Source organism: Chryseobacterium sp., assembly GCF_008831505.1.
GTDB lineage: Bacteria > Bacteroidota > Bacteroidia > Flavobacteriales > Weeksellaceae > Marnyiella.
On record NZ_CP044508.1, the window covers coordinates 1 to 24510 of the forward strand.

General features: G+C 37.8%; 20 protein-coding genes. 3 read left to right on the top strand and 17 right to left on the bottom strand.

Going from position 1 to position 24510, the window contains the following annotated elements:
• Nucleotides 1–8 precede the first annotated feature (8 nt).
• Nucleotides 9–3413, top strand: a complete 3405-nt coding sequence (locus tag F7R58_RS12635; RefSeq protein ID WP_158065505.1) for a hypothetical protein — start codon at nt 9–11, stop codon at nt 3411–3413.
• A complete protein-coding gene (locus F7R58_RS12640) occupies nt 3410–4219 on the top strand; it encodes a hypothetical protein (protein WP_158065507.1) in 810 nt (269 codons plus the stop codon). Before F7R58_RS12635 ends, F7R58_RS12640 begins: the two co-directional genes overlap by 4 nt.
• Before the next feature lie 24 nt (nt 4220–4243).
• Here F7R58_RS12640 and F7R58_RS12645 read toward each other — a convergent pair whose 3' ends face one another.
• The 12 genes from F7R58_RS12645 to F7R58_RS12700 form a co-directional block, all read right to left on the bottom strand.
• The gene (locus F7R58_RS12645) at nt 4244–5002 is read right to left on the bottom strand and encodes a hypothetical protein (protein ID WP_158065509.1); all 759 of its coding nucleotides are present in this window, start codon (nt 5000–5002) and stop codon (nt 4244–4246) included.
• A 20-nt stretch (nt 5003–5022) separates the two neighbouring features.
• Complete coding sequence (locus tag F7R58_RS12650; RefSeq protein ID WP_158065511.1) at nt 5023–5850, bottom strand: hypothetical protein; 828 nt, start codon at nt 5848–5850, stop codon at nt 5023–5025.
• Nucleotides 5851–5926: 76 nt separating this feature from the next.
• Nucleotides 5927–6385: a hypothetical protein gene (locus tag F7R58_RS12655; protein ID WP_158065513.1), complete on the bottom strand. Its 459-nt coding sequence runs from the start codon at nt 6383–6385 to the stop codon at nt 5927–5929.
• Nucleotides 6385–8526, bottom strand: coding sequence for a hypothetical protein (locus tag F7R58_RS12660; RefSeq protein ID WP_158065515.1), 2142 nt, complete (start codon nt 8524–8526; stop codon nt 6385–6387). The genes F7R58_RS12655 and F7R58_RS12660 overlap by 1 nt, the downstream gene beginning before the upstream one ends.
• A 66-nt stretch (nt 8527–8592) precedes the next feature.
• A complete protein-coding gene (locus F7R58_RS12985; protein WP_187695289.1) occupies nt 8593–12399 on the bottom strand; it encodes a hypothetical protein in 3807 nt (1268 codons plus the stop codon).
• 308 nt (nt 12400–12707) lie between these two features.
• Entirely contained in the window at nt 12708–13748 is a 1041-nt protein-coding gene (locus F7R58_RS12670; protein WP_158065516.1) for a patatin-like phospholipase family protein, read from the bottom strand.
• Between the two features lie 108 nt (nt 13749–13856).
• Nucleotides 13857–14357 (bottom strand): M15 family metallopeptidase, encoded by a 501-nt coding sequence (locus F7R58_RS12675; RefSeq protein WP_158065517.1) that lies wholly within the window; start codon nt 14355–14357, stop codon nt 13857–13859.
• Nucleotides 14358–15266: 909 nt separating this feature from the next.
• The gene (locus tag F7R58_RS12680; RefSeq protein ID WP_158065519.1) at nt 15267–15572 is read right to left on the bottom strand and encodes a hypothetical protein; all 306 of its coding nucleotides are present in this window, start codon (nt 15570–15572) and stop codon (nt 15267–15269) included.
• Nucleotides 15559–16086 carry a hypothetical protein gene (locus F7R58_RS12685; protein WP_158065521.1) on the bottom strand — a complete coding sequence of 176 codons (528 nt, stop codon included), beginning with the start codon at nt 16084–16086 and terminating at the stop codon, nt 15559–15561. Before F7R58_RS12685 ends, F7R58_RS12680 begins: the two co-directional genes overlap by 14 nt.
• Before the next feature lie 265 nt (nt 16087–16351).
• On the bottom strand, nt 16352–16882 hold the full coding sequence (locus F7R58_RS12690) for a hypothetical protein (RefSeq protein ID WP_158065523.1): 531 nt from the start codon (nt 16880–16882) through the stop codon (nt 16352–16354).
• A complete protein-coding gene (locus F7R58_RS12695) occupies nt 16872–18836 on the bottom strand; it encodes a hypothetical protein (RefSeq protein ID WP_158065525.1) in 1965 nt (654 codons plus the stop codon). The genes F7R58_RS12690 and F7R58_RS12695 overlap by 11 nt, the downstream gene beginning before the upstream one ends.
• A gap of 533 nt (nt 18837–19369) precedes the next feature.
• Nucleotides 19370–19594, bottom strand: coding sequence for a hypothetical protein (locus F7R58_RS12700; RefSeq protein WP_158065527.1), 225 nt, complete (start codon nt 19592–19594; stop codon nt 19370–19372).
• Between the two features lie 171 nt (nt 19595–19765).
• On the opposite strand from F7R58_RS12700, the gene F7R58_RS12705 reads away from it, so the two are divergent.
• Nucleotides 19766–20683 (top strand): lytic transglycosylase domain-containing protein, encoded by a 918-nt coding sequence (locus F7R58_RS12705; RefSeq protein ID WP_158065529.1) that lies wholly within the window; start codon nt 19766–19768, stop codon nt 20681–20683.
• Nucleotides 20684–20732: 49 nt separating this feature from the next.
• Here F7R58_RS12705 and F7R58_RS12710 read toward each other — a convergent pair whose 3' ends face one another.
• The 5 genes from F7R58_RS12710 to traM form a co-directional block, all read right to left on the bottom strand.
• Nucleotides 20733–21197, bottom strand: a complete 465-nt coding sequence (locus F7R58_RS12710; RefSeq protein WP_158065531.1) for a hypothetical protein — start codon at nt 21195–21197, stop codon at nt 20733–20735.
• Between the two features lie 24 nt (nt 21198–21221).
• Complete coding sequence (locus F7R58_RS12715) at nt 21222–22139, bottom strand: hypothetical protein (RefSeq protein WP_158065533.1); 918 nt, start codon at nt 22137–22139, stop codon at nt 21222–21224.
• A 185-nt stretch (nt 22140–22324) separates the two neighbouring features.
• Nucleotides 22325–22894, bottom strand: a complete 570-nt coding sequence (locus F7R58_RS12720) for a conjugal transfer protein TraO (protein WP_158065535.1) — start codon at nt 22892–22894, stop codon at nt 22325–22327.
• Nucleotides 22895–22906: 12 nt separating this feature from the next.
• Nucleotides 22907–23458 (bottom strand): DUF4138 domain-containing protein, encoded by a 552-nt coding sequence (locus F7R58_RS12725; protein WP_158065537.1) that lies wholly within the window; start codon nt 23456–23458, stop codon nt 22907–22909.
• 6 nt (nt 23459–23464) lie between these two features.
• On the bottom strand, nt 23465–24508 hold the full coding sequence (gene traM, locus F7R58_RS12730) for a conjugative transposon protein TraM (protein WP_158065539.1): 1044 nt from the start codon (nt 24506–24508) through the stop codon (nt 23465–23467).
• Nucleotides 24509–24510: the final 2 nt, after the last annotated feature.

Consider the following 24510-nt stretch of genomic DNA (forward strand, 5'->3'; position numbering starts at 1 on the left):
TAACTCTTATGGCTATAAATGTAAAATCTCCTAGTTCATATTTTTTCACGGATATTGGTTTTACTCAATATACCGATACAGCTTATACCGTGCTAGATCCAGCATTTAAATCTTTTGGTCAGTTGGATAGTAATACTTTTCAGATTACTACAACATTTAAGGGGGCATTAAATGCTTTTGCTGTTGCAAAAGGAACTGTATTAATTGCCAGACAGGAAGGAACAACAGATAAAATTAATATTCTTTTAAGACCTACTGGAGATATTGGATTAGGAATTAAAATTAAATACTTTGTATACCGTGGAATTGATGCAAGTCATTACTTTAAAAACTTTCCTTCCACACCTTCTGTTAAAGAAACCAGCTCTCTTGAATTCATTATCAATGCTTGGGATGCATTTACAGAATTTAATGAAAGCACAGGAGATCTTGCTGCAAGTCAAATTGGTTTAATTGATGCTTCCTCTGGAATAAATACTGATGTTCTGAAGAAGTACTTTAAAAAAGGTGGGTATAATTTGTTAAGGGTTGATGGGGGTTCTCCATTAGGCAATTTTGCTACTGACTCTGGGGGATTTGAGATAGTATTGGACGAAGGGGACTTTTTACAACAAAACTCTGATACTGGTTTAGTGTTTACAGATAAATTTGCAACAGCAAAAGAATCTGTATTGAAAGCTAATGGAAATAATTCAGATACAAAAATTTTCGGAGGAAACGTTTCTACTGTTGATGCTAAGATCTTTAAAGAAAACATTTTTAAATTTTTAGATCCCGCCGCCTTTTATGGTTCGCATGTTACTAATAATGCTACAAATGCAAACACTGGAAGTATTTGTCTTAAAGGAACAACAGTTTCTTATTCTTCAATGAATGATATTTATAACCAGTTTATTAAAAAATTTAAAAATAGATTTATAACATACTTTTACGTAAAAGGAAACAGGAACAGGAATCTCAATTTTTATAACACCACAATTAATTCCCTAAAAATAAATGGATCTGTACAGAATTTAGCAACCGCGCTGTGGCCAGTTTTATCCTTTGATTCTGTTGCAAACCGCTCTATTGAAATTACTGACTTAAAGATCGAAGATTCTTTATACAGTTCAACTCTATTAAAAGCAGCAAGTGCTTTATCAATTCCTAAAGAGGATTATTTATTTACAAAAGTTACAGGCACATATACTTGTAATCTTCCGTTTATCAACATTTCGGGAAGCAACAAAGTGTACAGCAGCTTTACTTATCTGTTTTTTAATGGTTCAACAACTAATATAAATGATAACTTTTTTGGCCCAGTAGATTTAAATTCTATTTTTGAACAAGCAGATTTCACTGCTAAAAAAATAGCGACAGTTAATCATTTGCGACCAATATTGGTAAGGCAGAATGAAGATGTAGGTCATTATAGCACAAAAGTAATTTTAGATGGGTATATATCCGATTCTGACCCGATAAACATTCCTACTGATCCGGCAATTCTTGCTAAAACACTTCGCACTTATGTCATTTTTCCTCAAAACACAAGTGTGCAACTTGCAACTAATAGTAAAATCCTTAATGCTGGTTATTATGGTCTATTTAATACTTCTGATGAATACTGTAAAAAAATATATGGGGCTGGTGAAATATGGAAGGGTATTATAAAAGATGGCACAGTAGAAATAAAAAGCTTGCTATTTAGAAGAAAAGATAATGATTATGAAATGCCTATTTATCAGTTGGGAATTTCACAATTGGATTATAACAAGTTGGTTGATAGGAGTATTGACCCTACTAATATTGATTCAAATGCAACGAATATGTTCTTTTGTTTTAAAAATGAATCAATCGATCCGAATGGTTCATTTTTGAAATACTCGCTGCAAATACGGTATGACAAGGCTAATGGTACAACAGCAGAAACAAAAGCTTCTGTGACTGTTTATACGATTGATGGTTATTTCTTCTTTACAAAGGACTATTCTGATAATTTTGATTCAAAGTATTATGAAGAATTTGCTGATACTACTGTAGAATTCAGACCTAACCAAGATTGGGATGGCGAGTTTGGCATGGATTGGTACAGAAAAGGACAATATACTTGGGCGGACACTACCGGTGATAAAATTTATGATGTAGGTTTTGCTGGAAATGTTGGAACTTTACCAAACCAAACAGATGGAAATCAGTATATTGATCCTTTGGGAGCACCTTTTCTTCCGGATAATAAAATGCTTTTAAAACTAAAAAGCAGAGAGTACAATGCATATTCTGTAAGTTGGTCTTTGGCTGATAATGAAACTGAATGTTTTACATCTTGGTTAAGCATCGATAAAGGAAAGACAGCAAAGCTTAATTTGCGTATACGAGTAAAAAAAGTAGCAAGCAAATTAAGCATCAGATATCCTAATAAATATTTCAAAATAAATAATACGAATGGTTATACAGATCCTTCCGATATAAACTTTAGCTTTTTTGATTTTCCGGCTACAGTAAAAGCAATTACCACTACAGCTCGTTTTTTTGATTTGGATATTAACTGTATAGAAGAGTTTGGTACAACACAAGTTTTAGAAGTAAAAGCAGACGATAAATTAGCAGGCATGCTGAAAGTTTTCCCTAATGCCAACAAACGTGTACAGAATGTATTGTTTGTACCTGTTAAAATTGAAATGCCAGATGGAACTGAAAGAAATTTTTCCTCTAGTACTCCCAATACAGATCCTGATCCTGTCGCAGCGGATTACATTGCAAAGCAGAAAAAATCGCTCGAAAAGTTTCTGCTACAATCTCAGATAAAAGCGAATATTGAAATGTTTAATGATGGAAGTATACCTCTTGTTGGGGATGATTACAGGCAGTTAGATCTTACTTCTGATATTAATTTCAATAAAGAATTTGCTCCTGATAATGCTAATGTATTAAATAATAAAGGAATGTTTATTAGAAAAATAGGAACGGTATATAGTCTGCGAGCTTACTATCAACCATTAAAAACCAACAGACTGGATCTTAAAAAATATCTTACAGAGCATCTTCCAGCGAATTATCAAGATGCCAAATATAAAAACTATCTAATTGTATTTTTTATGAATACGATTGGCCGTAAAATGATCGATGACAATATCGCAGAGATTGGTACGCTTAACGGTCTTTCTTCCGGTACAGGAACTGATTTACTTGTATTTAAACTAGATAACGATAATAATGAAACTGTATCACACGAAGTTTACCATTCGTTAGGGATTCAGCATACCTTTAATAAATTAGATGTTAATTCATTATATGTATACCAATATGCGATGACAGACAATTTACTAGATTATACACATCATAAATCCCATTCTACACCGCCATATAAAAAATTTGACAGAAGGTCTTTGTACCACTGGCAATGGATTATCGCAAGAAAAAATATAAAAAAATGAAAAAGTTAATCTTTATATTATTATCACTGGTGATCTTTACTAATTGTAAAGCACAGAGCAAGTCAATTAAAAAAATAACCCCTAAAAAAAATCACAAAATGATAATACCTAATATTAGTAAAGAAGATATTAAAATATCAAACATAAAAGATTTGGTCAGTAGAGAAAATAAAAAAATATTGGAAAGATCAAACGATTCTTCTCAATTGGTAAATGAAAATGCAAAAGAGTTAAATTTTGAACAAAATGGGTTTGCAAGCCTTTATAAAGATGGTAAATTGAAATTACTTAGCAAAATCACTGAAGATAATGTACAAAAACCCATCCCTAGAAAAAAAGAACATTTCAATAGCCCCAAGGAATTTAGTCAAAAAGCACAAACATTGGTGAATTTTTTTCCTAATGAAAACATCCATACAATAAAACAAACAATCAATACGCCAAACGGTTATTTTCCCGCAGGGAACTGGTATGTGTACGATGAATCAGGAAACTTATTGCAGCATATTGATCACGAGAAGTACTTTACGATGAGCTATTATGATATTGCAAAAATTGCAGATTCCTATGATTATCCTGTAATAAGTATTGGAAGGGGATTCGATAATAAAGAATTTTCATATTGGCTCATTATTTTAGAGGGTATACAAGATCAGCAACTTCTTACAAAGTATATTATTATAAATGATAAAACAGGAAAAATTATATATGAAACCAATAGTGAAGAAGAGTTAAATAATTTTCCAGGTTTCAAGGAAATGGCAAAATATGGCGAGGATTTATATAAGCTGTTTAAACCCAATTGATTTTGAGTTTAAAAAAGGTATTATTTAAGGATATTTTTTTGCATAGGTTCTTGCCGTTCTTTCTAAAAGTGCTTTACCATATCTTGTAAGTTCCTGATACTTTTCCTTATTCTTAAAAAACCATTCTACAATTTCCTTCCAAACATCATCTACAAAATTTTGTAGCTTTCTCCCACCTTTTGAGAACATTTCAATAAGCTCTTGTAATGCTTCTCCCGCACCTTTATAGACAGCGGTTGTTTCTACTTTTTTAGAAAAGTTAGAAGTTTTAATTACTGCTGCGTTAATTTTTGTGTTAAGCTCGGCAAAAATTTCTCCATACTTTCCTGCATTGGCTGCTTTCACAACACCTGTAATTGGGATGAATAGTGTTCCCACAAACGCAATGGTAAACCCTGCTATATAATGAAGGCGCACCCAATTGATATCATCCGTATTTTTACTTTTCAGGTATTCTACCATTTTTTCCATTCCGGCGGAGACGGCTGTTTCAAGATTATTCCACAGGTTCCCATCTTTAAGCATATCCCAAAAATCATCAATCATTTCCAGAATGTGCTGAAAATCTTTGGTTATATTAAAAGGAGCTTCCAATAGCATCGCAATAAATTTAAATATTGAGGAAACAAAATCTACCAATCCGTTCCATATTCCGCATATTAAAGCAACGCTCTCTGCAATGTTTTCGGTTTGTTGCTGCATCACGGGATTCTCAAGATTTTTAAAAAGATCTTCAATCCTGGTTTTTACATAACTGTTGTATTGCCCTACAAAAGATTCCACCACAGTAATCTGCTTCAAAATTATGTCATCCAGCATCTGCGGAGTATGGTCGGCAAGGCCGAAGCCCTTTTTATCTGTGAAAAGGTTTTCAGAACACTCAGTTTGTCTGTGGAAATACTGAGGGTTTTAATTATTTTATCTTTATTGAAGTAGTATTCTTCGCTTTCTGTGTCCCAGAATTCGTCAGATATTTTCAGAAAATCAATTCCGTTTCCGAGCTTATTCATTACCCAGCCTAATGCTTTTGCCGGTGCAGAAGTCGCGAGAAGCACATACTTAAATCCTGAAAGAAAACCGGCAGTAATTCCTCTGTCTTCAACATATCCGCGAATCAGAAGATCTTCAATTATTTCCTTATTGGCTTGGCTCAAATATTTTTGAACGGTATCAATAATATTTCCTTCAAAAAAAGTGCGGTATAATTTTCCTGTGGCGGTGTCCACATAAGTTTTTCTCACCTTTTCAGACACTTTTCGGTACAATTTCTGATTGCTTGATTCATCTTGGTCGGTTTCTAAAAAAAGGATGATTTCGTCTGCTGCAGAATTTACCACTTCATCCCACCCTTTTTTTAAGAAGTTTAGTAGTTCCTGAACACCTTTGATAACATCTTCAATGGACTTTACAACAAACTTGCTGAATGTTCTTACAATTTTTACTGAATTTTTCCAAGCTAATCTGAAAATTTCAAATAATGCTTCGGACAGCTTTTCTACAATAACAGGAATGGTAAGCGTAGTTCCCGTTGCAATAACTGTGAGAATGATTTCTATTATCAAAGAAATAATAAAACCAAACGCATAACCTGCAAAATACGCACAGGCAATCGGGTCAAACGTAAGATTCACTTCTTTTAGTTTTCCGTAGATGTATTTTGCAGGTTTTGCAAAAACAGAAACCGCTTCATTTTGAAGCGGTTAAAGGTTAGTCTATATCATCAATGAACGATATATTTTCCATAGAAACTCCTTGGCTATAAAGAATGTATATAAAACTTTCAAATAAATATGGAATTGACAATGTTTCTAATACAAATTCCAAATCTTTTCCAGTCTTTTTTGAACTCCACCAGACCCACGCCCTCATTCTTATATTATCAACCCAAGACTCATAGTGCCATAGATTGTTATCTTTATCTCTATCATCACTTGATTTTAAGGTCATACTTTCTACAAACCATTTGGGCAATATACTTTCCCATTCAACATCAGTAGGCCAAGTATTGGTATAAGCATATTTCGAAATAGTTTTCATTATTTCTTTGGTGTTCATCAAAACTTTATCAACATTTTCTACATTTTTCGCTTTAATAATAATTTTGGTAGTTTTAGGTTCTTCACCATTATTATTATGTTCTATTCTTGTTAATTCTTCGTTTTTCATTACTCTTCAGGTTTTATTATGTCCGGTTCTTTTATACTTTTTATTAATTCATCAAAGTAACTTTTAGGAATACCAAATGAACTGCTTGTTTTTGTTGGGTCATCTATTTGAGGGCGACTAGGAAATTCTTTTCCTCTTTTCTGAGAAACCGCCTCCTTTCTTATTTTATCAATGAAACTCTTATCAATTCTTGCTACAAAAACCTCAGATTCTTTTCCTCTTTTTGTCCAAAAATGAGCAACTCTCCATACATCATCAAACGTTATGTGCAGCATGTCTTCTCCGTCAATTACAACTTTATTGTTCTTAATATGAAGTCTAAATTTACTAAAATTTGGTAAATCGGTCCCACCTTGTACCCGATAAATTTTCCCGTATTTTGTCTTTGTAAATTTAATTTCTTTCAGAGCCTCGAAAGCATTATCAATAATCTTCCTTATTTCATCCCACCCTTTCTTTAGAAAGTTTAGAAGTTCCTGAAAACCTTTGATAACATCTTCAATGAACCTTACAACAAAGTTGTTGAATGTTCTTATAACTTTTACCGTATTCTTCCAAGCTAATCTGAAAATTCCAAATAATGCTTCGGACAGCTTTTCTACAATAACAGGAATGGTAAGCGTAGTTCCCGTTGCAATAACTGTGAGAATGATTTCTATTATCAAAGAAATAATAAAACCAAACGCATAACCTGCAAAATACGCACAGGCAATCGGATCAAACGTAAGATTCACTTCTTTTAGTTTTCCGTAGATGTATTTTGCAATTTCTGTAAAGTTCAGCTTTTCTATTGCCTGTATTGCTTCATCAAACTGCTCGAGAAGTGTCGGCAGATATTTATCAATATTCTGCATAAAATCTTTGCCCAGCGTAATGCCGTCATACATCATCTTTACAATGGCAAACAATCCGGAAACTGCATCTACCAAACCATTCCAGACTCCGCAGAGAAGAGCGTTATAAGTTTTTGCTCCGTATTTCAATATTTCCAAATCGGATAAATCCTGTATCTGCCCAATAACGGATTTTGCAATCTTATAGGTTTTAAAATAATTGTGGTACAAAAACTCGAGAAGATTATCTGGTTCGCTGTTTCCACTGAAATTTTTGGATATTCTCAGCTTATCTTTTACATAATTTCTCTGTTCATCCAGCATTTTTTGAAGAATATTGGCGAACTGTGGCATGTTTACTGACGTATCGTCTTTCCCTTCAGAAGAAATCAAAGGCTGATAGTGGTAATCTTTATCAAGTTCTCCTTTTCCATTTTTCGGAGCTTTGGGCTGCCACCGGTACTCTTCCAGCCTTGATTCCTCTATTTTTTCTATTATTTCCCCGAGAACGTGGCTTGTGCCCTTTCTTACCATATCATTAGTGATAATTCCTAAAGCAGGAAACACTGTGCTGATCCCACCCGAAAAAAATGAAGCTATTTTAAGCCAAATTTTTACAGCGTCAATGCGAGTATCCTCAATATAGCCGTTATAAAACAGGCTTTTTAGCTGCTCATTAGTAAGCTCCGGCACAATCTTTCTTAATTCTTCATAGATATTTGCATTATCTTTTATATCATAAGCTAATCGGTTTTTTAAGCTTAAAGCATCTATAATTTTTTGAGAAATTTTGACCGCTCCATACGTTCCGCTTACCGAATCTCCCGTATTGTCTTCCATGAAAATGAGAATCTCATTTTCTTCAGGTTTTGAAACTTCAAAACATTCCTTCAGTTTCGTGGCTTCCGTAGAAGAAAATACAATTACTCTGAAAGCAAAGTATCCAGCTTCTTCTTTTCCGTAATAATAAAAATCTTTTGCCGTTTTTTTGATTTCGTCTGAAATATCGGAGCCAGCATCCGAAACAACAGTAAAAGCTCCTTCCAAAGACAGGTCAGCATTTACAAAATATTTACTGTAAATCTGTTCCCAGGTCTGATTAAAAAACTTAACAGTTGCAAGCGGGCTCACATTTTTCATTCCACGGATGGTTTCCCCGGAAAATATGTTTGGAAAATCTTTCAATGGCAAATTGCCAGCTCCTGCACTGGGCCTACCGGTAAGGTCCAAAAAAGAATTTTTAGATCCCATGAGAATCTCTCGACTTTGCAGGTCGAAGTCCTGAAGTTCCATAAATATATTTGTCATTTTTATTTCAATTAAAAATTAGAAAAAAGGCAGAGCAGTGATTGCTCTGCCAATAAGATACATGGCTTAAATTCCCATTGCCTCTTTAAGCTGCAGTAACGGAATACTTGCAATTTTCTCGTCTTTGAACATCAGCATTAAATCATCACCTTCTACTCGGATTCCATTAATCTGTTTCTCTGCATGTACCAACTCCGAAATAGTCATACTAGCTAATATTTCATCATTTTTTGCTAAAACAAGATTCCCGTCTTCGGTATAGATTCTGTTCACATTTCCCAGCTGAACTGGAGCTTCCATAAGGTTATTATTGAGGCTTAAGTTAGTACTGGTCACCACTTCGGAAGGAATTTCAAATTCATCCGGATCTTCAGATGTAAAGGGCAGCGCATGATCCACAGTAAGACCGATATTCTGTGCCTGCAAAATGGTTAAGGGCGTTGGAACACGTGTAATCCAGGCCTTGCCCTGTTTTGCTCCTTTCGGTTCCTTCATCTCTTCCATAAGCGACAAATACAACTCATCACCAATAACAGGGACCTCGCCGCCATTCCAAATTTTACCTGTTGCCATATAAAACTGCACGGCATCTTCGAAGCCGGGACGTACCGTGACAATCACTCGGGCCATCCCACTTTGCAGGAATGAGCGGAACAATGGATCAACATCCTCCTGCTGGTAAAGACTCACCCAATTGTCTCTGTTGCCCCAATAGTACGGGTACAGATGGTAAGACAGATTTTCCCACTCAAAAGCCTGCTCCATGAATTTCACAAATGCTGTATATTTATCGAGGGTGGGAGACAGCACCGTTTCATAATCTGAAAATGTACTTCCCTGAGTAAGGCCCGACAGTCCGTAACCGCGGGTTGAGTTCAGCGCGCGGTCCATCATATATGAAATACAGTTTTTGCGAAGAACAGTATTTTCAATCTGTCTGTAGAATCCCGGATTGGATCCTTTTATGTTTACTGCTTTCCCTAGTTCCTCAGCCAGTTTACTGTTATATTGTTCCAATGCATCTTGATACGCATCAATAATGGCTTTAAAGGTTTTCTGAAGCCATGCATTTTTGGCCTCCTGAGTAAGCTGACATCTTACATTAAAGGTAATGTCTATTACGTGCATATTGGTATGCCCTACTGACACAGGGAATTCTTCACTAAAGCCTTCCACATCGATGAAACCAGTGTTTCTTTCTACAATATGCTGATATGGAAAGTGTTTTGTAACATTGCCCATGGTAATAAAAACAGAGGATGACCACCCATTATTGTTTCCTGGGCCCGCACAAGAAAAAGATGCGTTGGCCTTAACTGTTTTGTATCCTTCTGAAACAGGAATACTACCCGATTTGGTTTGCGCCTGTTTAGATTCATTGCTGGAAAAATCAAAAGACTTCCCAAGATAAATTATTTCTTCAGGTTTTTCGGAAATGTCCACATTATACTTAGCTGCCCAATACCTTAGAACCGTATCGTTTTGAAGTGCTGAGAAATCTGCCATTCTAAACATGGTTGATTCGCGAGGATCCACTGGCTCCTTAAGTTCTATATCTGTGGAAGACTTTAAAACCTCAAGTCCCATCGCATGCAGTTTGGCAGGTTCCGGTACCATAAACTCAAACATCATACGCTTGCCATAATTGTAGATTTGGTTTTTTAACAGTTTATCTACCCAACGGAAAACCCCTACCACATGCTGATCTCCTTCGCGGTTATCAAAACCATGAGCATTATTCTCCTCAAACTCCTCCACAATTTTTTCAATTCTTTCCTGCCGCACTTTCATAACTACCCGGTCTAAAGCGCGTTCGGTAACTTCCTGAGCCTGCGTTACCGCCTGTTGCGAACTCTCCTCCCTGGAGCTATGGCTGGCAAACCCGCCAGTGACGCCCGCATGAATTCCTCCAACTTTTGTATTCCAATCTGCATTAAAATAAGTCTGTGCATTTGAATCTCTGGACTCAAGCATCATCTTTACAATTTCGGACTGCATTTCAAAACGGGTGGCAGTAGTTGTATCGGTTAATTTTTCCTTTTCAGTATCTTGAGATGTAGTGGAAGTATCTTCACTCCTTCTTAGTCTTCGGGTCGACTTTTGACGGTACTCCCTTGCCATAATATTTTCAATGTGTGCCACTTCTCCATCCACATAAGCGTGGGTAGTTTGCTCCACTTTAAGGTACTCGGCAATTCCGATCTGCTTGAAACCAAATCCTGAAGGGATAAAGTTATTCTCGTCAACAATAACTTCCTGGTTCCCATTTCCGTCTTCATTGCCCACAATTTCAAAGGTGCCTCTGTCACACATTTTTAAGTTCGGGAAAACAGCGGTAAACTGGGTGGTCTGTCCATTGGTAAAAGCTATCTGAATGTCCAATGAGTAAGACAGATCTAAAAGCAAAGGACCGTTCGATGTGGCGCTGGCCATTAAATTGCTCAGATAAACTATATTATCAGTTTTTGTTTTTACATAGTAATTACCTGTGGGGAATGATACATTATTAACAGTTTCTGTGAGTGTATAGGCTACACCTGCAATATCCCAGGTGGCATCCGGAAGATTTATTTGCAGATCAAAACTGGTAGATCTCCCACTACTTTTAGGACAAATAGAAAAATACTTTGTAACTAACGCTCCTTTTGCCATAGGAATTATAACACCCCCTACACTTTTGAAAATCTTTTCATCAGAGATAATATTCTCAGAAATTTGCTCTAGAGCTTTTTCTCTCCTTTCAGAGACCACATTCTCAATATCCTGAAAAGTACTGATGCCCTCCAATGCTTTTTGCACGTCAGCCAACTGATTTTCATTAAGGTTTTGAAGGTCAAAATCTACAGGAATATTGTAACCTATGGCACTGAGTAAAACTTCAAAATTTTCAGATTCTAACGATTCTGACAATGAGACCATATCTACTTCATCTCTAAAATTAAACTCGAATGCAGGTAAATTTGGAAACGGAATTTCTTGTGGCTGCTTGCAAGGATCAGCAGGATCGTACTCTGCAGCAGGTTCTCTAAGATCGCAATATGCAGTTTTTGCATCCTCAATTTTCTGGTTGTATTCATCAATTATTGGACTGATTGTTTCCTGATAAGACGCTTCCTGACTTTTATATTCGGAGTCAAATTCCTTGTTATATGCTTTTTGCATTTTAGAAATGTCTTTTTTCAGATTTTCTAATGACCTTAATTGCATATTAGCCAAAGAAAATGCCTGTTGCTTTTTCATATCATCCATTAAAAATGGAACATCTCCTATCCCAGGATTTCGGGACATCATCTGGAAATTGGATCCGACCGCTGCTCCGTCCAGCATCAGGTCTTTTGGTAATACGATTCTCGCGTTAATCAGAACTCTGTTTTCTGCTTCGTTCCCTAAAAATTGTACGATATGGATAGCCAAAAGTAAGTGCATTACCGTTTCTTTTACATAGAAATCTTTTTGGGTAACCACCTGATAAATGAGGACATTCCAAAGCTTAAGAATATAATCTTCTTTACCTGCCGGATCAAAAGCGTTTCTCGCATTATTGGCGCGCTCCAACAGTTCTTCATCTTTATAATTTCCTTTGTTTCTGGCAACCCAAATCGCAAAATCGTATAATTCAGGATACTCGGTTTTTAATTCGTCCTTATCTGCCAGATTTCCCGGGTCACTTTCAAAAGTTCTTGAATAATTCAGCAGCGCCTGTTGCCTGTTAATTCCGGAGTTTGCAAGGACATACTGATAAAAATGGATGTCTTTCAGCTGGTCTGGCGCAAGGACGAACCGTTTATCCTGTGCCTCCTCTGTGGACTGTTGCGGAGCTCTTAAGCTCACGAATCTGAACAGCGTTTGTGCTGCGTTATTGTTTGTTGACATTTTATTATATTTGTTTGGTTTTAAAAGGTAAAATCTGAAGGCATCTTTTTATTAGATACACCTTCGGGTTGGCCTTATTTTTTAAGGTGGTTTCCGACCTGGATTTCCACCTTAATTTTTGAAATCCTGTTTCATTTTTTCTTATTTTCCTGTGAGCAAAGCTATAGCGCGAGAGCGACAAAGGTCGTCGCAGAATTATGTGTTTCTAATTTTTTGCCTTGTATAAATATATCGGAGGATATTAGCAGAAAAGCGAATAATCAAATATTATTGACTCTCAGGCTTATATTCATGTGTTGCGGCACGTGCTACGCACGGTTCCTGATCAACTTGTGCACAATCTGGTTAAGGAGGCTCCTGTTTTCGTTTATATAGGACAGCCCTGCCTGTATGAGCGCTTCTATGTTGCTCTTCTTAACATTATCCATTGCTGATGATGCATATTTTAGGGAGGGATTGAGACGGTAGTAGTTCTTCTGATTGCGCAATCCTAATGTTCCGAACATCTGGCTTAACTGGTAATCCACCGTCTCCGCGTTTGCGGACAGTAAAATATCTATTATAGGATTGATCCAGGCAAGTTTTCCGGCGCCCGCCAGTTTGTTATAAGAATATGATTTTGACTCGGCCCCTGTTCCCAGGGAAAGTATCATCATGTCATTAGCTGCGGGAAAATTTGGTTTCTGATTATTCCCGAGTATATCTGCAAACGGCATTTTACGCGCCTCTGCATATGCACACAGCGCAGGATTATTAGCAAACACTCCTCCGTCAATCAGGCTAAAGTACTGGCCATACAGCGACTTAATCCTGGCTGGTGTAAAGTAAGTGGGCGCTGCAGACGTAGCCCTGCATACGTCTTTCACCAGAAAATTATCACCGGACTGTTTTTGTGCTTCTACTGTATTAAACAGTTTCGCTCTTCTGTTTTCAATATCATAGCTGGTAATGAGGCATGGTTTGATGAACTCCTTCAATTCCAGTTTCCCAAAAAATTCATCAAGATTACGTTCCAGATGTTCAACCGATATTCTCTCATTGAACAGACCAAACGGATTAATCAACTTCTCCCAAAACAAAACCTGAAAAATACTGCCACCCTTTTCTGAATAGAGCTCCAGTCCTTTTTGGATGGAATATTTTGCTTTTCCGTTTTCATCCGGAAACAGGATTATAGATGCAATTAAACCCCCGGTACTGCTGCCCGCTACCAAATCAAAGTAGTCGCCCAGCTTTGCACCGGCAAGGTCATGTTTTTGGAGTTGTTCTTCAATGTACCGCAGGACGATGCATGAAATGATTCCGCGGATGCCGCCGCCGTCTAATGAAAGTATGGTGATTTTCTTCATGGTCTCTTAATATTGGTGTGAAGCAAATGTAGGTGGGGACTGCGACAGAAGTCGGCGCAACATTATAAAGGAAGTTCAGAACTTCACACCTTCATCAACCTCAAACATTTACACCGTTACATAACCATGTCTGTCTTTCTCCAGTTTTGCCAGAATCTGCCATTGTGCTAGCACGGGTGACTTTTTAAAAGGTATTGTCCGCTTTTCAAAATGCGGTAGGTCCCTGAATGTCTTCCAGTTACCTCCCCAATTCCAGCCGTACTTTGCAAAAATTTTCACACATTCGTACCAGTCCGCAACGCGGTCATTATCCCAGTCTCTCGCAGTGTCCCAACTGGCGACCTTACCATCGATTATCAGGCAAATGTCCACAGCGAATCCGTAGTTGTGAATGCTTTGTCCGGGTTTTGCATTGGTTACTTTTTTACCGGGCTTTGTTCTTCCTAAAGAATACAAGTCGGCCTGTTCCGAAAGCGTTCTTAATCCCTGTGTGATCCTTATTTTTGCCTTTCCGGTTAATGCTGTATCACATTCGTTAATAATTTGCCTTACTTCGTCTCTTACCAAAGGATGAAGTTTTTCAATTCTCTTTTCCGTTACGTTATCCATGTCATTAAATGTTTAAAAGACAAATCTAACAGCAGGCTGCGACTAAAGTTGACGTACCTTAAAGTGAAAATTGTGGTGCCGAAATCAGCGGCACTGGGGGAATAGGTTGTATGAAAAAATATCGTCTGTTGAAGTTTTGCGGAGGACTTAATGCGGCGGGATTTCAGATCGGTTGTAAGACTTTTATCCAGTCAATCAGAAAAAAAGATGAAATAATACGGATCTTTAAGTAATAGCTGCAGTTTTACTGATAAGTCGCATTTGTTATCCGACACCTGATACACACCATGATATTATGTGCTTCTCAGGATGAAAGGTACAGGCAGAGACGACAGAAGATTAGTCTGTTTACTGAATAATGGAATACTTTGACAACTCTTGCAATGAACAGATGGATTTATCGCAACAACACCCATGAAGTTACCTAATTGGGGAAAAAGAAGAATGTGATTCCCATTGCCCGAAAAGTTCGCATGGGAAGTCGAGATAAAATTAATGCGCTCCGAGAGCCTACGAAATAATATACACCAATGACGAACACTAGGATGAACTACTTTACTTACCGGTAAGTTTTCAAAGAGTTTCAGAAAAATTACCAACGACTCGAGTCTGATTAAAGTCTTGATGGGTGACCTTTTGAAAAAGCGAAAGGTATGGCAGATCTGCCATGCACGCCATAAACCTGCTGAGAAGAGGTGAACCGGATTATTGACAAGGGCATGGTTTGGGATCTTGGATTGTTATGCTAAGATCTTCCGCCCTAATTGAGCGGAAGTCTATTAGACTGCTGAAAATCTTGACTAAATAATACTGGGTTCCTGACTGGATTGGTATTCCATCGAGAGTTATTTAGCCGACTATCCGTTTCTGCGTCTATGTACCAATACCGCAAAAAACATTTTTAAAAACTTAGTAGCCATAGTGTTGGAATAAGGTAGTGATTTGCGAAGATTGCGCCGGATAGGCAGAAATCAATGGACTTTTTAAATCTGCTGCACTGTGTACCGAGGAAGTAAGCCTGCTAAAAATAGGGGCTAACTTGTACTGGCTTACGGATTGAATATTTACTTCATCAAGAATATAATTAAGTACTGTGGTGCCACTTCCGTTTCTGCGAACCGAGGGATCAAAAGTGCCATTATTACGTCCTAAATCCATTAAATCCACCACCAAACCGTTTCGCTTTTTATTAAAGTTGCCATTATTGTGCGGCAAATTCTATTCTTTGGTCTGCATTCTTGCCCAAAATATTCGTGCTTATAAAAAATCGATTACACATTGGCGAACCTAAAAAATCAACGCGCTCAGCTGTTATTATAGAATAATCTCCTATTTTATTGAGTTTTATCTTAATCTCAAGTTCATAGAGGCCATTTGCAGGATTATAAATCACATTAAACCAATTATCAGCACCATCTCGCTTGCTTCCTTTAATATAGGTCAAATTGTTACCATTAAACAGAGCAGAATTTGCCAGCAACCACGCATGGGTAACTCCGGTTTTTTCATAAAGATTAATGGATGAGCCAAAGTAATCATTTTCAGCAGGAATCGTGAGTTTATAAATTATCTCCTCTCCCTGATTGTACGTTGGTTTTAAAGGAGTAATTGTAATTAAATCAGGTACGGGTACCGCGGAGTCATTACACTCTTCTTGAAGTCCCGGGCAACTTTGTAGTAATGAAATGAACAACACCACAAAAAACAATTTTAAAAACTTAGTAGCCATAGTGTTGGAATAAGGTATTGACTTGAGAAGATTGTGCGGGATAGGCAGATTGTAACGGGGCTTTCAGATCTGCTGCACTGTGTACCGAGGAAGTGAGCCTGCTGAAAATAGGGGCTAAATTGTACTGGCTTACGGATTGAATGGTAACTTCGTCAAGAATATTATTTAGCGGGTTACCGTTTCCGCTTCTATGGACAGAGGGATCAAAACGTTGTTCCTTCCCGGCTCCACACCAAACCGTTTCGCATTTTTATTAAAATTGCCATTAGTGTACGGTAAATTCTATTCTTCGGTCTGAATTCATATCCAATATATTTGTTTTTATTCCGAATCTATTGCATTTAGGAGAGCCTTGAAAATCTATCATATCTTCAGCAAATATAGAATAATTTCCTATTTTGTTTAGTTTCACTTTTATTTCCAATTCATAATAACCGTTGGAAGAATTATAGGCTACATTATGCCAGTTTTCTGCACCGTTTCTTTTACTCCCTTTTAAATAAACCACAGTATTACCATCAAAAAGATAGGTAGAACTGGCAGTATACCATGCGTTGGTATCCCCTGTTTTTTCATAAAGATTAATAGATGAGCCAAAGTAATCATTTTGAGCAGGTATCGTGAGTTTATAAATTATCTCCTCTCCCTGATTGTACGTTGGCTTTAAAGGGGTAATTGTAATTAAATCAGGTACGGGCGCTGAGGAGTCATTACACTCTTCTTCTATGCCAGGGCAACTTTGCAGCACTGATAATACCAATGCCGCAAAAAATACTTTTAAAAACTTAATAGCCATAATGTTGGAATAAGGTATTGATTTGAGAAGATTGTGCGGGATAGGCAGATTGTAACGGGGCTTTCAGATCTGCTGCACTGTGTACCGAAGAAGTGAGCCTGCTGAAAATGGGGGCTAAATTGTACTGGCTTACGGATTGGATACTTACTTCGTCAAGAATGTAATTTAATTGAGTTCCGGTTCCACTTCTATGGACAGAAGGGTCAAAGGTGCCATTGTTCCTTCCCACATCCATTAAATCCACCATCAATCCGTGGGCAAACCAGCTTCTGTCATCATATCGGGTAGAAGTCATTGGCCGGTCATAGATGCTAAAACCTTCCAATATGCCGTTTACCACGCCCATTTGCTGCCGGGATCTTCCTGTATTGGTGCTTACTATACTGCTGCTGTAATAAAAATGGGTAACACTAAATTCCGCAAAAGTGGCCCAGCCTTCGCCCAAGCCAATACGCGCACCGGTTTGCAGAGAAGGTGATGCTCCATTTTGGTAGGGATCCATGGCACTGGTAAAATGTATATTGCTTAACTCACTTGCAAAAAGTTGTGCCCAGTACGTGGCTCCTGTTTTTGCGGCATGGGAGTAATGTGCAGCTTCATGAAAGATAAGCTGGTGTATCCTCCGGCTGTCGCTTCGGGTTTCATTGCTTCGGGGGTTTACTCCGGTATAAATTTGATCCGGCCGCAAATGTTTTGGTACTAAATTGATGGTAAAACCAGTTGTGAAATTATTTAAAACATTCCATAATGGAGCTTCTCCAATATTGGCGAAAGAAGCCATAAGCGGCAATTGCTGGTATTTATAGAGCATGGGTGTAGCACCACTCTCCTTGGCTCCTTCCCAGGCCCAAACATTGGCATTGCTAATGGTATTGCTGATGCCGTAGGTATTACAATAATCTACATACTTTCGCAAACCATTATTCACCGTTCCTTTAGTCCAAAGGTGGTTCCCATTGCTGGCAAAAGTAGAATAAGGAATATGCTTGGTTGTTCCGGTTGTATTTTTATTTACGGTCATCAGGTAATCCGAAACAGCAATCCCCAGAACTTCGTTCCAGGTTTTCCTTATGGTGGCCGTGTTTCCTCTCCATTTCGCCCTTATTTGTACATCTCCCCTGTATTTTTTAGCAGTCCCGTTAAAATTGCCATTGTTGTCCGTATAGGTGTAATGCCACCAAAATACCCGGCCATAAGAAATTTCGGCCTTCATTAAGCCTTCTGTTAAATTAGTCCCCGTGTTTTCAAGAGTGATCTTTCCTGAAGGATAAAATTTATTATTAGAAGCCATCGCCATCAATCCTTGCTGTCCGTTAAGGTACTCCGGAAGAGATTCTTCGGTTAGTGAAATACCGTCGGCTTCCAAGTCGTCTTGCCAATCGGCAAAAAACAAAGAAACTGTTTCTACATCATATTCATCGTCTGTTGGCTGATATAACTCTTCTATAACATCATATTGTACTCCGGATGGCATCTTATAACCTACGGGAATTACGGTATATAATGAATGATACAAATCATCTTCATTTTGAGGCATAACATAATAGTCGCCTTCTTGCACCACATCATAATCCAAAGGATAATCGTGGAGAACAGGCGTATCTGCGTTACTTTCGTTATCCAAATTATCTATTGCTTCTAAATCTGCTTCGGATTGCGGGTTTAGTTTTATGTAATAATGCGTTGCAGAAACTTGCATACCAGTAAACGGAGAATTACTTACCACATCGTTATAATAATCAAAAGCATTCTGCATATTTGCTACTGAATAAGGGTTTATTAGCTGTTGACCTAATATAATTTGCGTATGCTGGTCAGGCTTTTGGTTTTCATTTGCTGCACGAGCAAAAAAATTCATGTTATTATTTGGAATTTCTACTGCATCAATGAGCAAAGGATCCCGTTGACAATTCCACAAAAGCAATCCTAAAATCGCAAATAAATAATTTTTCATAGTGTGTTTTATTAAATTTCAGATAAAAGTAATCTTTTTTAATATGCTGGTGTTAAATATGTATATTTTTTTGAACGCTGACTTGTATAATTAATTATTATTAAGACCTTTTATAAAATAAAATGTACACTCCAAAAGCAAAACAGAGAATCCTAAAAGAATAGCAACTAACGGACTGACCCAATAATGAAAGAAAAACCACTGAATCCGTGTCGATACCAATTTGAGAGGGAGTCGGTGTGGGTGCACTGAAGCGAGTTAAGTCCCAAGTATCGAAGGGACTAAAAGACTATAATTATTATACCACAATAAACCCTGATACAATGGCGATTGAACGTATAGAGCACCAAGGGAATTGAAATTTTTCGGAAAAATTGATGTGATTGCAAATAATTACGAAGATGATTATGAAAAACTTAAGGAGTTCATCAGCTTAAAACTTACAGATGCAGAGAAAAGACCTTGATAGTTTTGAATTAAAAGTCGTGCAGATCGTCAGCTATACTTGTAGTGCACCAATAATTATTAATAGACTAAGGCTCTATATTCTTTTTACTTTCCTCTCCCAACAGATGATCGAATGCCTGATTCATGTCGAGTCCCTGCTTGCGAAGGTACATGAAGTACCGGGTAGATTTGCTTTTGAAAAAAGAGTTTTCTATATAATAAACACCTTTAGGATTACATTTTACGTAATTGCTTAATTCTCCCAGGTTAGCCTTGAAGTTTAAAAACTTACGCATTTTTATTCCGCTCATTCTTAAAGTATTTGTAGATCTTAAGTAAATCTGAAAACCAAATACTAATTATTTGCCCTGCAAATCCATTTGTAAAAATAGAAAAAAATCTCATCTCAAAATACTTAGTTTCAAAAATAGCATTTTCCCTCCTAAGAGGTGGAAATAAGTTGCGTATATTTGGAAACTCTCATGAAGAAAGGCTGGTTTACCATCTTAATTTTGACTTCTGTTACACTATCTGCCCAAAACAGTATTGTGGTTGAGAATGGTGAAGCATTCATAAAGCATGACCAGAACTTTATCCGAAACTTGGGCCACTTGAACGTTAGTAGTGAGAGTTTTGAAAGCCACCTCAATTTATCTACTTATAAAGAACGTTTTGAATTTCTGAATCAGAATACCGCATTAAACATTGATTATAACAATGTAACCTACACATATGTGAAAAAGTTTCTTTCCTATCGTTGGTATCCTAAAATTATTGGGCTTTCTGTCTATTATTTCCCGCTGTTCGAAAGCAAACTAGACAAATATGGAGTACCCAGGGAACTGAAATACCTGGCGGTAGTAGAAAGCGCATTAAATCCCAGAGCAAGATCCTGGGCAGGTGCCTCTGGGCTCTGGCAATTTATGCCCGCCACCGGATCGGAATATGGATTGCGAAGAACCCAATATGTAAACACCTTCCATGACCCCATGAGCAATGCAGATGCCGCAGCACGCTATCTTCGTGACCTACATAAAATATATAAAGACTGGAACCTGGCCATCTCAGCCTACAATTGCGGTCCGGGCAATGTAAACCGGGCTATAAAAAAAGCAGGTAGCCGTAACTACTGGCAAATTCGACCTTATCTTCCAAAAGAAACTCAGGCGTATGTACCGTCGTTTATTGCGGTCAATTACATTTTCAATTTTTACAGAGCGCATCAGATGCAGCCGAAATATTTCAAATACAGTTTCTTTGACCTGAAAATTATCAAAGTACATACAGACACCAGTTTTCAGGAACTTTCCGGAAAATTCGATATAAATATTCTAAGATTTGCGAACCCTCAGTTCAGCACAGATCATATACCTGCAGGCAGCATTGTTTATGTTAAATAAAAACGGGAAGATATTTTCTCCTCCTGTTTTTGGTTTAATTGTCAAGTAATTAATAGTTTTTCGTATATACCAGCAGGGTAGGTGTTCCCTGTTGTTTTTCTACAGTAATCGTCACATTTAACTTCTTCATCGGAAATTCGTTTTTACCCACAAACAACTGAGGTTGGACATCTAATTGGTCGAAATCAAGGCTATTCACAGGAGTAGTCGGAATGAAGGTATAACTATAATTAGGTTCATTGAAGGGACTTCCGTGCGGATTATCATTTTCTGCTTTAACTACCATATCAATCTTCGTGATGGGGTATGGCTCTGTGAGCGTACCGGAAAAATTAATTCTTTTTAGGTATAATCTGTCATTATCAGATTTATGAAAGTACATAACTCCTTCAATCGGCGACTGTGGTACGTTAAAATTTTCGGTATAATCCGTTAATACCGGTTCGCCAGAATCTTCTCTGCAGGAGGTTGTGACAAACAATAATGCTAGAAGAACAAATGCTAGATTTTTCATAAGACTAAATTGAAAGGATTTAAATTAAAAAATAATGTTTGGTGTAACTATTTGCGAAAATGAATTGCCCTGAGTATCGAAAAAAGTAACCGTATATTTTTCTTCAAGAAGGTTGATCCCATTACCCGCCTGAAAGTCTGCAATATTATTAAACCAATTGGTCAAGTTAATAACCTGTTGAGGAGATGGTGGCGTATAGTGAAACGTTTTAGTCACAATAGCATAGCTGGGACCGTTAGAATTACTGTTACGCCTGTAGTATTCCAGCTCAATACTGGTAATCTGAGCATTCTCCCTTGTCTTTGCCTGTAAATTTAAAGTAGCATGGTTAGCATAGAGACAGCAACCACTCTGGGATTTTTGCACAACCAAGAAGGGTGGGCTTATGAAGCCAAAGAAACTGGAAGTATAATTAATTAAAATTTCTTTCTCCAAACCGTAGTTATTCCTTGCTGTCAGTTTCACCTTCACCAAGCCCACCGATGTCGGGGTAAAGGTTAGAATACTAGTGCCGTTTTGAAAGGGAGAATAGGTGTTTAGTGGAATGTTAAAAGTACCCTGCCCATCCATCAATTCGGCTTTCACGTGAAAAGATTGGGTAGTGTTTCCTCCATCAAGAACGACAGTAATAACGTCTGACATATTAATATCCTTTTCGGTAGAGGTAGCATTGGCTGAAAAATTAAAATCAGGAACCTGCACATATTCGAGTTCGAAAATTTCCTCTTTGGAAAATCCTTTACTGTTCTTAATGATGAATTTCAGATTGTGAATTCCCTGCTCGGTGCCGGTGTATTCAAAAATATTGTTCTGGCTGATCAACTCATATTCGGTATTAGGATTCAGGGTATTTCCATTAAGCTTCAGAACCCCGTTCTTATCGGACGAGAAAGAAAAAGATGTATCTAGGCTGGAAAATGCATAATCCGGCATAATATTCATCTTCAAAGTGTTTAAATCTCCTACATTCTTTTTAATAAAATTGTAGTCTCTCTCTACCTTAAAGCTAAACTGGGCGCTGTCGTCAGTTATCGTGCTGTCCTCTCTGCAGGATATGAATAAAAGTAAAAAGGCTAAAAAAGTAACTCCCATATTGTTCATAATGTCTCCTTTTAATAATTATTATTTTAATTAAATGAATATTTAAGTCCGCCAAAGACACCATAGTTGCTCTTGGAAAAACTGCTTTTCAAATCGTAATACTGAGTGTAATTGACCAATAGCGAAACCTTTCTGGCAAGGAAAATCTCCAGTTCTGCACTTCCGGACAAACCGTAGATAAACCCTTTTATATCGCCCGGGATCACTGAGCTATAAAGGGGGCTTCTTGTATTACCGTTATTAACTTGTTCGTAAGCCCCATAAGCACCGGCCCATCCATTAAGGAGCACGGGGAAAAGTCCTTCGTAACTGTATCCCGCTGCTACATTAAGTCCATACTTTTGATAGGGCAGGAACTGCTGATCAAACATTTCTACACTATAATTATGGTAAAAAGCCTCTGCTTTCCCGAGGATTCCTTTGGAGCCGATCACTTTGCCATAGCCTAACTTGGCCATGGGACCTACTGAAAGATCATCTTGGCCCGGCATAATTCCGTACTCTGCATGAATCCATGACTGGGCATCACGCCGCCCCTGTGAGTTAATTGTAATCCCAAGAAGAATCAAAGTCAATACTATTACTCTTTCTCTCATATCTTACTATTATTAATTTACAAATTCTGCCTGCGAAATTTGCTTTGGAGTCACCGTTAAAACGATTGTCCTTTCACCGTCAGTTTCCGTCATAATGAACAGGAGATTTCTATTGTCGGCAATGGTAAATTTGTCAAAGACATAAACTATTTTCTGCGAGCTTTTCTTACCTATAGTTTGGGGTTGGTTAGTGTAAATTGGGACATATACTTTCTCTTCCGTCTCAATCTCTCGTCTCCCTGTTTCTAGAGGACTGGTGATAAACGAAATGCTTTCAATATCATAGCTTATATTTTTCCTGTTTTGAATCTCAAACAGTAAATATATTTTGTCCGCTCCGGTATAAACACCCTTCACATATCCTTCAATGCCCCGAACCAATGCGCTGTTTCTGTTCTTGATCCAGCCCCTTTCCTTAAGGAGATTTCTGGCTATGATTTCATGCTTTTGAGAAGTATCTGGAGACCCCGCGGAGTCCTTTCCAGTGGTTGAGCCTATTTGGTTTTGCTGCGCAATACCATAAACGGCACAATTAAAAAAAAGAATTATGGCTAATTTTCTCATGGTTTACTAAAAAACTACAATTGTACATTCAATATTCGCTGAAAGCTTGATTCGGTTATCGGAAGATCTGCTTCCGGAACTGCTTATCGTTCCACCTATTATTCCGCCCAGAACCGGTATCCTGCTCGCTTGGTTTCCTACCATATCTCGGGCTCTGTTACCCACAGAACTGGTTGTATTATCACTGCTGATACCTCCGGAAATTGGGAGTCCCAACATACCATCTGAGCCATAGAGTTGGAGTTGGGCGGGGATAATCTTATTTTTGATCTTAACTGTAGAGAAATTAACATCCAGTCTGCCGTTATTCTCGCTGGCAACACCAGTTACAATCTGTCCCTTTGCTGTTTCCACATTGTTGATTACAGCCGGCTCCAGAAGGACAAAAGACAGACTTCTGCCCGGAGTCGCATATCCATGCGATATAAGTTTTGCACGTACCTGTTTACCATCAGTTATTCTCTTTTCCGAAGGATAAGATGAAAAGGACTGCACGTAACCGTTATTCTTAACAGGATGCTGATCATCAGATAACGGGGAGACTGTTTCTTCTTTGGGAGCTTGATAGTTCCTTATTTCAGTGTAGCCAATGGAGTTATTCTTGGGTTCCTGCCCTTGCCACATAGAATAATCACCATAGGTGCTGTGGGAATTATAATTATTTCCTCCTGAACGTGCGGCCGAGGAGGGCTGAACGCTGTACACGGGTTCAGAATACGTTGATTCCTGATAAGTACCTCCAGAAATATCAGACAAGGCATCTTTAGATCCCTCTGATCTGGAATCGCCAAAAAGGTGATCAAGGGCGGAATTAAGCGACATAGTGTCCTTTCTTCCCAGCTGATTGGCTTCCGTTCTACTATTGTACTTTTTTGCTTCCACTGCATCCGGATTGCTTATTTCAGCCACATTTGTCTCTCCATCGCTTCCGCTCCAGGCTACAACTCCAAGAATAAGTAGAAAGGAAAACAGACCCGCCACCGAATACACAATGATCTTCCGTCTTTCCAATTCGGATTTACCTCTCCAAAAGTGCTTTATCTTTTCCATCT